Below are 14,773 nucleotides of genomic sequence, written 5' to 3'. Positions count from 1 at the left end.
CGCGCCCCGAAAGGTGCGGGCCACGCCCGTACACGCGTACAGCGACTGCCTACTGAGCGGCGTTCAGGATCTCGCGCGCCAGCTTGGCGGTCTCGGTCGGCGTCTTGCCGACCTTCACGCCCGCGGCCTCGAGGGCTTCCTTCTTGGCCTGCGCGGTGCCGGAAGAACCGGAGACGATGGCGCCGGCGTGGCCCATGGTCTTGCCCTCGGGGGCGGTGAAGCCCGCGACGTAACCGACGACCGGCTTGGTGACGTTCTTCGCGATGAAGTCCGCCGCACGCTCCTCGGCGTCGCCGCCGATCTCGCCGATCATGACGATCAGGTCGGTGTCGGGGTCCGCCTCGAACGCCGCGAGGGCGTCGATGTGCGTGGTGCCGATGACCGGGTCGCCACCGATGCCGACGGCGGAGGAGAAGCCGAGGTCACGGAGTTCGTACATCATCTGGTAGGTCAGCGTGCCGGACTTGGACACGAGACCGATGCGGCCGGGCTTGGTGATGTCGCCCGGGATGATGCCGGCGTTGGACTGGCCGGGGGTGATCAGACCCGGGCAGTTCGGGCCGATGATCCGCGTGGTGTTGCCCTTGGCGGTCGCGTACGCCCAGAAGGCGGCGGAGTCGTGCACCGCGATGCCCTCGGTGATGACGACGGCCAGCGGGATCTCGGCGTCGATGGCCTCGACGACGGCGGCCTTGGCGAAGGCCGGCGGGACGAAGAGGACGGAGACGTTGGCGCCCGTCTTCTCCATCGCCTCGGCGACGGAACCGAAGACCGGTACCTCGGTGCCGTCGAAGTCGACGGTGGTGCCGGCCTTGCGCGGGTTCACGCCGCCGACGATGTTGGTGCCGTCAGCCAGCATCAGCTTGGTGTGCTTCATGCCCGTGGCACCGGTCATGCCCTGGACGATGACCTTGCTGTCCTTGTTGAGGAAGATAGCCATGTGAGTCTGTGACCTCTGCCCTTACTTCGCAGCCGCGAGCTCGGCGGCCTTGTCGGCCGCGCCGTCCATGGTGTCCACGCGCTGCACCAGCGGGTGGTTGGCGTCCGACAGGATCTTGCGACCCAGCTCGGCGTTGTTGCCGTCGAGGCGGACGACGAGCGGCTTGGTGACCGCCTCGCCCTTGTCCGCCAGCAGCTGGAGTGCCTGGACGATGCCGTTGGCGACCTCGTCACACGCGGTGATGCCACCGAAGACGTTGACGAACACGGACTTGACGTCCGGGTCGCCGAGGATGATCTCCAGGCCGTTGGCCATGACGGCGGCGGAAGCGCCACCACCGATGTCCAGGAAGTTGGCGGGCTTGACGCCGCCGTGGTTCTCACCGGCGTACGCGACCACGTCGAGGGTGCTCATGACGAGACCCGCGCCGTTGCCGATGATGCCGACCTCGCCGTCGAGCTTCACGTAGTTGAGGTTCTTCGCCTTGGCGGCGGCCTCGAGCGGGTTCGCGGCAGCGTGGTCCACGAACTCCTCGTGACCCGGCTGGCGGAACTCGGCGTTCTCGTCGAGCGAGACCTTGCCGTCGAGCGCGAGGACGTCGCCGTTGGCGACCTTCGCGAGCGGGTTGACCTCGACGAGGAGCGCGTCCTCGGCGATGAAGGTGTCCCACAGGGTCACGAGGACCTCGGCGACCTTCTCGGCGACCTCGGCCGGGAACTTCGCCAGCGCGACGATCTCGCGGGCCTTCTCGATGGTCACGCCCTCGTTGGCGTTGACCGGGACCTTCGCGAGGGCCTCGGGGGTCTTCTCCGCGACCTCCTCGATGTCCATGCCGCCCTGCACCGAGGCCATGGCCAGGAAGGTGCGGTTGGTGCGGTCGAGGAGGTACGAGACGTAGTACTCCTCGAGGATCTCGGGAGCGGTCTCGGCGATCATCACCTTGTGGACCGTGTGGCCCTTGATGTCCATCCCGAGGATGTCCGTCGCCCGGGCCACGGCCTCGTCCGGGGTCGCGGCAAGCTTCACGCCGCCGGCCTTGCCTCGGCCACCGACCTTCACCTGCGCCTTGACGACCGACTTGCCGCCCAGCCGCTCGGTGGCCTCGCGCGCCGCCTCAGGCGTGTCGATCACTTCACCGGCCAGCACCGGTACACCGTGCTTGGCGAAGAGGTCCCTCGCCTGGTACTCGAACAGGTCCACGCGCGTCCGTCCCTTGTCTTCAAAGATTCGCAGTGATTCGCGGTTGTCTGCTATCTGCGTGGGCGTGCCGCGGAGGGCAACGTGACGGCGCTGTCACAAGGAAGGCGCACACGGTGACCGTGGACGCGGCATGTCCGTCCCGCAGGTTATCCCCGTGGGCCGTGGGTCCCTAAATCGCAGATCACACCTGAGCGGTGATACCTGTCACAGATCGCCTGACGGTTGAACTGCGCGTTCGTGTGATCTGCCGATGTGCGGACGCGATGGGCCGGGGATGAGCGGGCGGTGTTCGCCGGGGTGGGCGGCGGGTGGGGCGGACGGTGGGCCGCCGGTGTGCCGCCTGAGGCCACCGGTGGTCAGGGGCCTCAGGGCATCGGCAGGGGCCGTTTCTCCAGCGCGGCGGCCATCACGTCCGGGAACAGGTCGGGAGTGCAGGCGAAGGCGGGCGCGCCGAGCGCCGCGAGCGCCGCCGCGTGCTGGTGGTCGTAGGCGGGGGCGCCCTCGTCGGACAGTGCCAGCAGGGTCACGAACTCCACCCCGGCGGCCTTCATGGAGGCGACCCGCTTGAGCATCTCGTCGCGGATGCCGCCCTCGCAGAGGTCGCTGATGAGGACGACGACGGTGTCGGCGGGCCGGGTGATCTTGGACTGGCAGTGGGCGAGGGCGCGGTTGATGTCCGTGCCACCGCCGAGCTGGGTGCCGAAGAGGACGTCCACCGGATCGGTGAGCCGGTCGGTCAGGTCCACGACGGAGGTGTCGAAGACGACGAGGCGGGTGGAGATCGAGCGCATCGAGGCGAGCACCGCGCCGAAGACGGAGGCGTAGACGACGGAGGCGGCCATCGAGCCGGACTGGTCGATGCAGAGGATCACCTCCTTCTTCACGGACCGGGCCGCCCGGCCGTATCCGATCAGTCGTTCGGGGACGACCGTGCGGTGCTCGGGGAGGTAGTTCTTGAGGTTGGCGCGGATCGTCCGGTCCCAGTCGATGTCGTGGTGGCGGGGACGGCTGATCCGCGCCGAACGGTCCAGGGCGCCCGTGAGCGTGGCCCTGGTGCGGGCCGCCAGCCGCTTCTCCAGTTGCTCGACCACCTTGCGGACCACCGCCCGCGCCGTCTCCCGGGTCGTCTCCGGCATCGCCTTGTTCAGGGAGAGGAGGGTGCCGACCAGGTGGACGTCCGGCTCGACGGCCTCCAACATCTCCGGCTCCATCAGCAGGGACGCGAGACCGAGCCGCTCGATCGCGTCGCGCTGCATCACCTGGACCACGGGAGCGGGGAAGTACGTCCGGATGTCCCCGAGCCAGCGCGCCACCCGGGGCGCCGACCCGCCGAGACCGGCGGAGCGCTCGCCCGGCGGCTTGCCGTTGCCGGCGCCGGCCGCGCTGCCGTAGAGGGCGCCGAGTGCGGCGTCCATCGCCGCGTCCCGCCCGGCGAGGGTGTGGCCGGTCCCGTCGCCCTCGCCTCCGCCGAGCACCATCCGCCACCGGCGCAGCCGCTCCGCGTCCGCCGTGCCGGCCTCCTTCGCCGTGTTCTCCGTCGCCGTGTTCTCCGTCGCCGTGTTCTCCGTCGCCGTCACGTGCCCCGCCCTCCCCGTCGCCCCGCCGTCCATGACCCCGCCCCCCACTGCAGCTCCGTTCCCCGTCGACCCGCCCGCCATCGACCCGTCCCCCAGCGCCCCGCCCTCGCCGTCATCCCGCCGGCGTCGCGAGGATCAGCCGGACCAGCTCCGCCGCGGCGTCGGCCCGTATCGGGTCCGGCTCGGCGGCGAAGCCCTCGGATCCCGAACCGGCCCGGCCCCTCCCGGCCCGGTCTCCGGGGGCCCGGCGGACCAGTTCACCCAGAGTGCGCTTCACACCCGACTCGTACGCCCCGAACGTCCGGCGCAACAGGGGCAGCACATCGATGAACGCCCCCTCCGGCACCGACACCAGCCAGGCGTCGATCAGGCCCAGCAGCCGATCGTCGTGGATCAGCAGGGTCCCGCCGCCCGCGCCGCCGCCCGCGAAGCCCTCGATCCAGCCCGCCGCGTCGGCCGGGGCGGTCGCCGGGGAGAGCGCCAGCCCCATGAGCCGGGCCGTCTCCTCGGGCGGCAACCGTCCGTCGTCGAGCAGCAGTCGGGTGGCGCGGCCTCGTATCGTCCCGGGCACACCGTCCCGGCCGGCGAGCGTCCGCAGCACCGTCGCCCAGCGCTCCGGCAGGCCGTCCACCTCCAGGAGCGCGACCGCGCCGTGCACCCCGTCCACGTGCCCGCGCAGTTCGGCCGCTCCGTCGGCGTCCAGGCCCGCCGCGCAGGCGGGCGGCAGTGCCACGCAGATCCTGTCCGCGAGCCCGACCGCGACCGTGCCGAGGGCCGTCGCGTCGGTGCCGCGCACGTCCCCGTACCGCAGCGAGCGGGCCAGCGCGGGCAGGGCCTCGGCGAGCCGCGCCACGTCGGTGGCGAGCGCCGCCCGGTCGGCGAGAGCGCGCAGCACGGCGGGCAGCGCCTCCGACAGCCCGGCCGACAGGCACCGCTCGGCCAGGGCCGTGACCTCGCCCAACTCCGTTGCCGCGACCGCGTCGGCCTCGACCTTGGCCGTGGCGGCGCCGACGACGGTGGTGCCCCAGATGCCGGCTTCCGCGACCCGCACCGACAACTCCGGTTCCCAGCGGAGCCGCCAGGTCTCACGAAAGGTTCCGGTGCTGCCCCGGGAGGCGGTGGGTGTCCCCCAGTCGATCCCGAGCAGCCGCAGCCGGTGCAGCAGGAGGGACTTGGCCGTGTCGGTGTCCTTGCGGAGGTCGAGTTCCAGGTCCCGCTCCTGCGCCTCGACCTTGAGCCGCAGGGCGCGCCGGCTTCGTGTGAGGTCCCGTTGGAGCGGTACGACGGGTGCCGCGTCGGGAACCTCGCCGAGTACGTCACCGACGACCAAACGGTCCTCGATCAGCGCGAGGGGGACGTCGGAGCCGTCGCACATCACCGCCCGCACCGCTTCGAGGGTCTCGGTGAGGCCCGGAACGGGGCGTCCGCGCACGACGGCCAGGGCTTCGGCGAGCCGGACCGTCTCGATGACGTGGGCCGGGCCGACCTGCCGGTCCTCGGCCCGCAGCAGTCCGGCGGCCCGGGTGAGCCAGCGTTCGAGGGGCCGGTCACGGGACTCGAAGAGGTGGGCGTACCAGCCGGGCGAGGTCACGCCGGCTCCGTACCCGTCCGCCCGGGTGAGCCGGCGGTGGGTCCAGGGCACCCAGGTGGTCTCCACCTTGACCTTGGGCAGCCCGGTGAGCAGGGCCTTGTCGGCGGCGGCGGTGGTCCTCGCGCGCAGGGCCGGGACGTGCCAGGCGCCGCAGACCACGGCGTAGGCGTCGCCGAACTCCTTGCGGGCGGCGCGCATCCGCTGCCGCATGTGGGCCTCGCGGACCCGGTCGCTCGGGTGCCCGCCGTCCCCGTACGCCTCGCGCAGGGCCCCCATCGCCTCGGCGAGGGCCGCGAAGGTCGCGCGGGGGTCCCGGACGGCTCCGCTGCCCCGGTGCTCGACGACGTCCTCCCACCAGCGTTCGGGGTCGTCGTACCCGGCGGTCTCGGCGAGTACGGCGAGGGGGTCGATCCGTACGGCGTCGGGGTCGGGCGCCTGCGGATCGCGGGGGGCGGCGAGCGTGTGCGCGGCCGGCAGGTCGATGAACCGGACGGGCACGTCGCGTTCTTGCGCCCAGCGCAGGGCGGCCCACTCCGGGGAGAACCCGGCGAGCGGCCAGAACGCGGCCCTGCCGGGGTCGTCCGCGGCGTGTGCGAGGAGCGCGACCGGCGGTCTCATCCCGGGCTCGGCGGCCAGGGGCAGCAGGGCGTCGCCCTCGGGTGGTCCCTCGATGAGGACCGCGCGCGGGGTCGCGGCGTCGAGCGCGGCCCGCACCGCGCGGGCGGAGCCCGGTCCGTGGTGTCGGACGCCCAACAGCAGGGGCCCCGCGCCCTCGGGGCTCATGCGGACACCTCCCGGCAGGCGCGGTAGAAGTCCTTCCAGCCGTCCCGTTCGCGGACGACGGTCTCCAGGTACTCCTGCCAGACGACACGGTCGGCGGCCGGATCGCGGACGACGGCGCCGAGGATGCCGGCGGCCACGTCGCAGGAGCGCAGGACGCCGTCGCCGAAGTGGGCGGCGAGTGCCAGGCCTCCGGTGACCACGGAGATCGCCTCGGCGGTGGAGAGGGTGCCGCTGGGCGACTTGACCTTGGTGCGGCCGTCGCCGGTGATCCCGTCGCGCAGCTCGCGGAAGACCGTGACGACGCGGCGGATCTCCTCCAGTCCCTCGGGTACGGCCGGCAGGTCGAGGGCGCGGCCCATCTGGTCGACGCGTCGGGCGACGATGTCGACCTCGGCCTCGGCGGTGGCGGGCAGCGGGAGGACGACGGTGTTGAAGCGGCGGCGGAGCGCGCTGGAGAGCTCGTTGACGCCGCGGTCGCGGTCGTTGGCGGTGGCGATGAGGTTGAAGCCGCCCACCGCCTGCACTTCCTGGCCGAGTTCGGGTATCGGCAGTGTCTTCTCGGACAAGACGGTGATCAGGGTGTCCTGGACGTCGGCGGGGATGCGGGTGAGTTCCTCGACGCGGGCGGTCATGCCGTCGGCCATGGCGCGCATGACGGGGCTGGGTACGAGGGCTTCCCTGCTGGGGCCGTGCGCCAGGAGGCGGGCGTAGTTCCAGCCGTACCGGATGGCCTCCTCGGGGGTGCCCGCGGTGCCTTGGACCAGGAGGGTGGAGTCGCCGCTGACGGCGGCGGCGAGGTGTTCGGACATCCAGGTCTTGGCGGTGCCGGGGACGCCGAGGAGGAGCAGGGCCCGGTCGGTGGCGAGCGTGCTGACGGCGACCTCGACGATGCGCCGGGGTCCGACGTACTTGGGTGTGACGACGGTGCCGTCGGAGAGTTCCCCGCCGAGGAGGTACGTCGCGACGGCCCACGGGGAGAGCTTCCAGCGGCTCGGGCGGGGCCGGTCGTCGGCTGCGGCCAAGGCTTTCAGTTCGTGCGCGAAGGCGTCTTCGGCGTGCGGGCGCAGCACTTCGGTACCGGTGCCGTTCTCGGGCGTGGTCATGGTCCCCCTCCAATGCTCGGCAGCCGCGTCGGACTGCTGTGACCACGGTGCACCACCCCACTGACAACGGCCGCCGTGAGCATGGTTGTTGCAGGTCAGGACGATTGTCAGTGGGGGTCTCTACGGTGGGACACATGACTGAGCGGGAGGTCCGCTGGACAGCGGAACAGGTACTGGCTCTGGCTCCTGACGATGTGTCGAGAAAGGCGGGGGGAAGACTGGGTGGGGCGGGTCCGTGGTCACAGATCGGAGGTTCCGCTTCCGGTTCTCTGTGGGGGTTGTGCAGCGGCAGCGGCAGTCGGCCGTACCGGACGGTCGTGGACCTGACGGGCCCCGCGTACAAGTGCTCGTGTCCGAGCCGGAAGTTCCCGTGCAAACACGCTCTGGGGCTGCTGCTGCTCTGGGCCGCGGAGGGGGTGGGGGACCCGGCGCCCGCACCGGACTGGGCGCAGGAGTGGTTGACCGGGCGGGCGGAGAAGGCCGCACGACCGGCCGCCGGGCCGGTGGACGAGGAGGGGGCGCGCCGGCGCGCCGAACGGAGGTCGGCCCGGGTGGGCGCGGGTGTCGTCGAGTTGGAGCGGCGGCTCGCCGATCTGCTGCACGGCGGTCTGGCCGGGCAGGAGCAGGCGGGGTACGCGGGCTGGGAGGAGACCGCGGCGCGGATGGTCGACGCCCAGGCGCCCGGACTGGCCTCTCGGGTAAGGGAGTTGGGGACAATACCCGGTTGCGGGCCCGGCTGGCCCGCCCGGATGCTTGAGGAGTTCGCGCTGCTGCACCTGCTGAACAAGGCCTGGTTGGGGGTGTCCGGGCTGCCGGAGCAGTTGGCTGCGACGACGAGGACCCGGGTGGGGGTGCCGGTGTCCGCGGAGGGCGAGGTCGTACGGGATCGCTGGCTCGTGTTGGCCCAGTACGACTCGGTTTCCCCGGACGGGCGGCTCACCACCCGCCGGATCTGGCTGCGGGGGCAGGAGAGCGGTCGTCCGGCGCTGGTGTTGGACTTCGGTCCACCGGGGCGGCCTCCGGGATTGGCGTTGCCGATCGGGCTGGTGTGGGAGGCGGAAGCCCGCTTCCGCCCGGGCTCGGCGGGGCTGCGTGTCGACCTCGGGGAGCGCCTCTCGGCGGCGACGCCGGGCACCGGGGCGCCGGCCGGGATCGGCACGGGGGCCGCGCTGGAGGCGTACGGGGCCGCCCTGCGGGTGGATCCCTGGCTGGAGTCCTGGCCGGTGGTGTTGGGCCCGGTGGTGCCGATACCGGGCGAGGCGGGCTGGCAACTGGCGGACTCGGAGGGGACGTCCGCCCTGCCTGTGCCCCGGTCGGGTTCGGCCAGCGGGTCCCGAGCGGGCCTGTGGCAGTTGGCCGCGTTGTCGGGCGGGGGCCCGGTGACGGTGTTCGGCGAGGTCGGCCATCGCGGGTTCACGCCCCTGACGGCGTGGCAGCCGGGATCGGCCGAGCCGATACCGCTGGTCTGACCGGGCCGGGGGGCCCGGATCGGACCGGAGGGAAGAGCAGGAGGCGACCGACGCGGGACGGCGTCGGCGCCGGGGAGGGAACGGCGGCGCGGGGGCGCCGTCGTGTGTGAACGAGAAAGCCGGGGGGCTTCGATGGACGACAACCACGCGAGCTGAAAAGCGATGTGACACGACACATCCACGTACTGCTCCGGTCCCGTGGAGGGGGCGGGATCGGAGCACGGGGACATCACGAGGGAGGGGGTCGCATGGACACGGCACACGAGGAGTGGGACGAGCTGGTCGGTGCCGCGCTGCTGGGCACGGGTCGGCGCCGGGGCGGCTCGCCGGAGGCCCTGTTGGACGCGGCGGCCGTGCGGACCGTACGGCGCCGGGCCGGGCTGCGGCCGGCCGAGGCGGCCCCGAGACCGGAGCCGGCGGCGCACGATCCGCGACCCGAGCCGCCGGACGCGGCCCGCCGACGGCTCGCGCAGCTGTTGGCGGGCCGGACCGCCGCGGGCGGGTCCGGCGGCCGGCGGGGGGCCGCCCCGGATCTGACGGAGTTGTTGCCGCAGTGGTTGGCGGCGGCCGGCCGCCACGGTTACCGCGCGCCGGCGGCGCTCGTGCCGGCGCTGTTGGACGCGGCCCGGGCCCGAACGGATCTGCGACCGCCCGCCTTGGCCCTGGTCGGGGCGCGCGGCCTGTGGCTGGCCCGATTGAATCCGGACTGGCGGTTCGCGCTGCGGGGCGGGACGGGGGACGCCGGGGGGCTGCCCGACGCGGCGGATCGAGAGGCGGTGGAAAGCCTGTGGGAGGAAGGGTTGTTCGCCGAGCGGGTGGCCCTGTTGGGCACGGTACGGGCTCATGAGCCGGCGGCGGCGGTCCGGCTGCTGACGACCACCTGGGCCACCGAGCGGGCGGAGGACCGGCTGATGTTCCTCGATTCGCTGCGGGTGGGGCTGTCGCCGGCGGACGAGGAGTTCCTGGAGTCGGCCCTCGGTGATCGGAGCCGCAACGTCCGGGCGACGGCGGCCGAGCTGCTGTCCGCGCTGACGGGTTCGGCGCTGGCCGGCCGGATGGCGGAGCGCGCACTGGCCTGCGTGGGCCCCGAAGGGGTGGAACCACCGGCCGACTGCGACGCGGGCATGCTCCGTGACGGGGTGGTGAGACGACCGCCGGCGGGACGCGGGGAGCGGGCCTGGTGGCTGGGGCAGCTCCTGGAAGCCGCGCCGCTGTCCTGTTGGCGGGGCCGCTTCGGGGGGCTGACCCCGGCGGAGATCGTGGCCTGGCCGGTCGCCGAGGGCTGGGCGGAGGAACTCCACGCGGCCTGGTGCCGGGCGGCCGTGCGCCAGCGTGATCCCGCGTGGTCGAAGGCCCTGCTGGGTTCGGCCGCCGCACCGCCCGCGGCGGGACCGGGTACGGCGTCGCTGGCCGAGCGGGCGAAGCTGCTGTCGATCCTGCCCGCCGGGGAACGGGCCGAGTGGGTGGCCGAGTTCGTCCGGGCCCACGGACTGTCGGAGGCGTTCCAGTTGCTGGGGGTCTGCGTGGTGCCGTGGGCGGGGACGCTGGGACGGGCGGTGGTCGACGCGCTGGACACGGCACGGGAGGCCGGGAGCTACCCGTGGAGCTTCAGCGGGGTGATGGGACTGGCGGAACGCTGCCTGGATCCGACGGAAGCGGGTCGGCTGGAAGCGCTGACCGCGGCGTCACAGGACCCGCCGGACGCGTCGCCGGGAGCAGCCGCCTACTGGGCGGAGGCCTTTCAGCGACTGGTGGCCACCTTGCGCGTGCGCGCGGCCATGCTCGCGGAACTGGCCCCGTCCGACTGACCCTCCGGTCACCCGCCGCCCACCTCTTGGTGGCGGCGGCTCGCACAGGACAGGCGAAGCCCCGCCTGCCCGCCACGCCCGTCGGCCCGTCGGGCGTGGCGGGCATGACCCGGCGCCTTCCGGAACGGGGTCGGTCGGCCCTGCCGCCCTCCGAGGTCGTGCCCGCCGGGGGCCGCAGGGGCCGCTCCCCCGGTCATGCCACGGGATCGCGGGCCTGCGGTTTGCCGGCGTCGCGCCCGACGGGGTGAGGGGCCGCGCCGCGCACGGCACGTACGCGGCGCGGCGGGGGGACGAGAGACGTACGCGGGCGCCCCGGCAGCGCACCGTAGGGCGTGGTGCCGGGCGCAGCGTCAGGCGCGATGCCGGACGTGGTGTCAGGCACGGTGCCGGGCCCGGCACCGTGCACGGGAAGGCCCGAAGGGACCGGACTAGCCCTGGCGCACGTTGCCGTTGACCCAGTCCACGATCGCCGTCGTCGTGGCGCCCGGGGTGAAGATCTCGGCGACGCCCTTGGCCTTGAGGGGGGCGATGTCGTCCTCCGGAATGATCCCGCCGCCGAAGACCTTGATGTCTTCCGCGTCGCGCTCCTTGAGGAGCTCCAGCACACGCGCGAACAGCGTGTTGTGCGCGCCCGAGAGGATCGACAGGCCGATCGCGTCGGCGTCTTCCTGGATCGCGGTGTCGACGATCTGCTCGGGAGTCTGGTGGAGGCCCGTGTAGATGACCTCCATGCCCGCGTCCCGCAGCGCACGCGCGATCACCTTGGCGCCGCGGTCGTGGCCGTCGAGACCCGGCTTGGCCACCACCACACGGATCGGACCGGTCACACCCATCGCACTGCCTCCCGAGTGAACGAACGTTAAGTACAGCATCGCGCACGCCGCCGTTTCGCGGTCGGCCAAGAGGGGGAAATCACACGTGGGACGCCAATGATTCACCGCACCGAGTCGCCCCGCCTCCGCGCCGTCAGCCGCCCGGCGCGGCGGTGGGGCGACATCGGCTTCACGGCCGCGTACCCAGCCACATACCCAAGAGGCCCAGGGGAGGCCGTTCATGGGGCTGTCGAGCACGCCGCCATCCCTCCCACTCCCCGGACTGCTTCCCGGGCTGCGTCCCGGATCGCTTCCCGGGCCGAGGCCGGTTCCGGAATCCGCTTCGAGGCCCGCTCCGGGATCCGTTTCGGACGCGACCCCGGAGCCCGTCCCGACCCGCCCGGCCCTGCCGCCCCTGTCTCTGCCGGCCGTGCCGTCCCCGCCCGTGACGCCGTCCCCGCCCTCACCGCTGTCGCTGCCCCTACCGCTGTCCCTGCCGCTGTCCCTGATCGCCTCCGGGGCCGCCCTGCGCGCCGCCGCACTGGAGGCCGTGGTGCTCACGGGACACCTGTTGCTGTATCCCACCGGGGTACGGGAGGAACGTCCGGCCGCCGGGCCGGCCGTCGGGGCCGGCGGGCAGCGACCGCCCGTCCTGCTGCTGCACGGCTTCAACGACAACCGATCGATCTTCGTCCTGCTGCGGCGCGCCCTCGGAGCGGACGGCCTGCGGCGTGTGGAGACGTACAACTACTCGCCCTTCACCCGGGATCTGCGCGCCACCGCCCGCCATCTCGCCCGTCGCGTCGAGGACCTGTGCGAGCGCAGTGGGCAGGAGCGCGTGGACCTCGTGGGACACAGCCTCGGTGGACTGGTCGCCCGGTACTACGTCCAGCGGCTCGGCGGTGATGCGCGGGTACGGACACTCGTCACGTTGGGCACCCCGCACGCCGGGACCCGCGTGGCCCCCTTCATGGACGCCCATCCGCTGGTCCGCCAGATGCGACCCGATTCCGACGTGATGGCCGAACTCGCCGCGCCCTCGCCCGGCTGCCGGACCCGGTACGTGGCGTTCTGGAGCGAGTTCGACGCGATCATGGCGCCGACCGGAACCGCCCGCATCGAACACCCGGACCTCGATGCGGAGAACGTGCTGGTCACCGGCATCGGTCACCTGGCTCTCGCGGTCCACCCCGCGGTGATCGCCGCGGTGCGTCGAGCCCTCGACGACCTGACGGCCCACTCACGCACCACCGACCGCCCCGCCGACCGCACCACCGACCGCCCCGCCGTCCGGACCGCCGAGCGCGCCACCGGCTCGGGCACCGAGGGGCGGAGCCGGGCCGTCTGAACCCCCGACGAACCGGGTCACGACACATCGGGATCCGGGACGAAACGGCGGAACGCGAGCCTCCGGCGCCGGAATCGGTAAGTCCGCTCTGACGCACGGTGACGGCGAGCCGCTCGATTCTCGCGGCACCCTCCCCACCGGGCGGTTTCACCGAGACGGACGTCTTGCACATTCCGCCCCTGGAGTCGAACATATTTCGAACTCAAGGCCAAGGCTGCGTCTTTGTGCGACCGAAAGGCGGCCGAATGCCCGGTTCCCGCGATACCGGCCTCCGCCGACGATTGTCGTTGCCTGTGACCGACGGGTACAGTCGCGCCACTGCTCTCCTCCGGTGAACCTCGAGTTCACCGGCCACCCAGGCCCCCCACTGCCGAGGCGAAAGAGAAGTTGGTGAACGACCGCCCCCCGTCGGGCCAGTACCCCGAAACCGGGTACGACGGCCTTTCCACCACCACTTTCGCTGGTGACCAGGCCTACGTTTCCTATGAAACGCAGGGCCAGGGCTACAACTACGGTGTGTCCGGCACCTACGACGCCTACGGCTCGTACGAGTCCACCGGCACGTACGACTCCACCGCCTGGGCCCCGCAGGAGAGTTACCCGACGAACGTCCCCACCCAGGGCGCCCCCGAGGACACCACCGGGCAGTGGGACGCGAGCGCCTGGACCTCCGCCGGTTCCGACTACCAACCGGCGTCCTTCGGTTACGAGTCCGGCGGCGCGGAGCAGCAGACCGGCCAGTGGTCCACTTTCACCGGCTACCCCCAGGACACCGGCGCGTACGACGCCACCGCGTGGAACGGCGGGGCCGACGCGTTCGACCTCACCGGCGCGGCGACGGTCACCGCGAGTGTCCAGGACTACGCGTCGCAGCCCGACGGCGGATACGCGTACGCGTACGGCCACGACACCACGCAGGCCGCCCCCGCAGACTCCCTCCCGTACGAGCCCGCGTACGAGGCGACGACCGTCGTCCCGATCACCGTCGTCGATCCGTACCCGAGCACCGATCCGTACGCGGGCCACGACCCGTACGCGGCCGACGAGCGGCACGCGAACGCCGACCCGTACGCGAACAACGACCTGCACGCCGCCGACACCGCCGTCTTCGAGGCCGTCACCGACGCGCTCCCGGACGACGCGCCGGAGCCGCTGGGCGCCGTCCACGACATGCCCACCCAGGCCATGCCCGTGACGCCCCGCGCGGAGAACGAGCCGCGGCCCACGCGCCGCGCCGGCGCTCCCGCCAAGGGCGCCGTCAAGAGTTCCGCGAGGGCGGGCGGCAGCAGCCGTCGGCGCACTCCGGCGAAGCGTTCCGCCCTGTTGACGGTGGCCGTTCCCTCCGCCTGCGTGATGGGGGTCGCGGGAGTCGCCGCGGCGTCCGTCGGCGGACTCGCCGGTGGCGCCGAGAAGCCCGCCGAGGAACCCGTCACCATGGCGGCGCCCGATCCGGCCTCGGTGAAGCCGATCGCCGCGAACAACAAGCTCGACACGCAGTTGGCCGCGCTCAGCGCCGACGCGGGCGACTTCGCCGACCGCGCGAGCCGCACCCAGGAGCGCATCGACCTCCGCGAGCGCCAGTTGGAAGAGAAGAAGAAGCGCGCCGAGGAGGCTGCGGCCAAGGAGGCCGCCCGCCCCAAGTTCGCCGTCCCGGTCGCCCAGCACGGTCTGAGCGCCGGTTTCGGCCAGGCCGGAGGCATGTGGATGTCGGTGCACACCGGGATCGACTTCCCGGTCTCGTACGGCACTCCGGTCATGGCCGCCACCGACGGCACCGTGCGCACCCAGTTCAACAGCGCTTACGGCAACATGGCCATATTGACCTCGCCCGACGGCACCGAGACCTGGTACTGCCACCTCAGCAGCACCAAGATCCGGTCCGGCAAGGTCAAGGCCGGTGAGGTGATCGCCTACTCCGGCAACTCCGGCAACTCCACCGGCCCGCACCTGCACTTCGAGGTCAGGCCCGGCGGCGGCTCCCCGATCGACCCCCAGGCGTGGCTGCGCAGCCACGGCCTGGACCCGAACTAGAGCACGCCCCCTCCCGGCACCCGCGCCCACACCCACGGCACCGGACGCACGGGTCGAGCGACGGGCCGACCCGATCCCACAGGCCGTCCCGCCGCGCCCCGGCGAACTCCG

General features: G+C 72.8%; 10 protein-coding genes. 4 read left to right on the top strand and 6 right to left on the bottom strand.

From position 1 onward, the window contains the following. Positions 1 to 49: 49 nt before the first annotated feature. The 5 genes from sucD to ACQEVM_RS05005 form a co-directional block, all read right to left on the bottom strand. Positions 50 to 940 (bottom strand): succinate--CoA ligase subunit alpha, encoded by an 891-nt coding sequence (gene sucD / locus ACQEVM_RS05025; protein ID WP_053682551.1) that lies wholly within the window; start codon positions 938 to 940, stop codon positions 50 to 52. 21 nt (positions 941 to 961) lie between these two features. Beyond that, positions 962 to 2,140: an ADP-forming succinate--CoA ligase subunit beta gene (gene sucC, locus ACQEVM_RS05020; RefSeq protein WP_433075407.1), complete on the bottom strand. Its 1,179-nt coding sequence runs from the start codon at positions 2,138 to 2,140 to the stop codon at positions 962 to 964. A gap of 365 nt (positions 2,141 to 2,505) precedes the next feature. Further along, positions 2,506 to 3,618: a VWA domain-containing protein gene (locus ACQEVM_RS05015; RefSeq protein WP_433079809.1), complete on the bottom strand. Its 1,113-nt coding sequence runs from the start codon at positions 3,616 to 3,618 to the stop codon at positions 2,506 to 2,508. Positions 3,619 to 3,829: 211 nt separating this feature from the next. Then, the gene (locus tag ACQEVM_RS05010; RefSeq protein WP_433075404.1) at positions 3,830 to 6,091 is read right to left on the bottom strand and encodes a DUF5682 family protein; all 2,262 of its coding nucleotides are present in this window, start codon (positions 6,089 to 6,091) and stop codon (positions 3,830 to 3,832) included. Beyond that, the gene (locus tag ACQEVM_RS05005) at positions 6,088 to 7,194 is read right to left on the bottom strand and encodes an ATP-binding protein (protein WP_433075401.1); all 1,107 of its coding nucleotides are present in this window, start codon (positions 7,192 to 7,194) and stop codon (positions 6,088 to 6,090) included. Before ACQEVM_RS05005 ends, ACQEVM_RS05010 begins: the two co-directional genes overlap by 4 nt. A gap of 134 nt (positions 7,195 to 7,328) precedes the next feature. On the opposite strand from ACQEVM_RS05005, the gene ACQEVM_RS05000 reads away from it, so the two are divergent. Then, positions 7,329 to 8,663, top strand: a complete 1,335-nt coding sequence (locus ACQEVM_RS05000) for an SWIM zinc finger family protein (protein ID WP_433075398.1) — start codon at positions 7,329 to 7,331, stop codon at positions 8,661 to 8,663. A 248-nt stretch (positions 8,664 to 8,911) separates the two neighbouring features. Beyond that, complete coding sequence (locus ACQEVM_RS04995) at positions 8,912 to 10,471, top strand: DUF5691 domain-containing protein (RefSeq protein WP_433075395.1); 1,560 nt, start codon at positions 8,912 to 8,914, stop codon at positions 10,469 to 10,471. Positions 10,472 to 10,899: 428 nt separating this feature from the next. Here the strand turns inward: ACQEVM_RS04995 and ACQEVM_RS04990 are convergent, their stop codons facing one another. Beyond that, a complete protein-coding gene (locus tag ACQEVM_RS04990; protein WP_053682557.1) occupies positions 10,900 to 11,304 on the bottom strand; it encodes a cobalamin B12-binding domain-containing protein in 405 nt (134 codons plus the stop codon). 424 nt (positions 11,305 to 11,728) lie between these two features. Between ACQEVM_RS04990 and ACQEVM_RS04985 the strand changes: the two genes are divergently transcribed. Next, on the top strand, positions 11,729 to 12,631 hold the full coding sequence (locus tag ACQEVM_RS04985; protein WP_433075392.1) for an esterase/lipase family protein: 903 nt from the start codon (positions 11,729 to 11,731) through the stop codon (positions 12,629 to 12,631). A gap of 390 nt (positions 12,632 to 13,021) precedes the next feature. Continuing rightward, positions 13,022 to 14,662, top strand: a complete 1,641-nt coding sequence (locus ACQEVM_RS04980) for a peptidoglycan DD-metalloendopeptidase family protein (protein WP_433075389.1) — start codon at positions 13,022 to 13,024, stop codon at positions 14,660 to 14,662. Positions 14,663 to 14,773: the final 111 nt, after the last annotated feature.

The sequence above is a fragment of the Streptomyces sp. CA-243310 genome, assembly GCF_050936775.1.
Taxonomy (GTDB): Bacteria; Actinomycetota; Actinomycetes; order Streptomycetales; family Streptomycetaceae; genus Streptomyces.
This window is presented reverse-complemented; position numbering and strand designations above follow the sequence as displayed.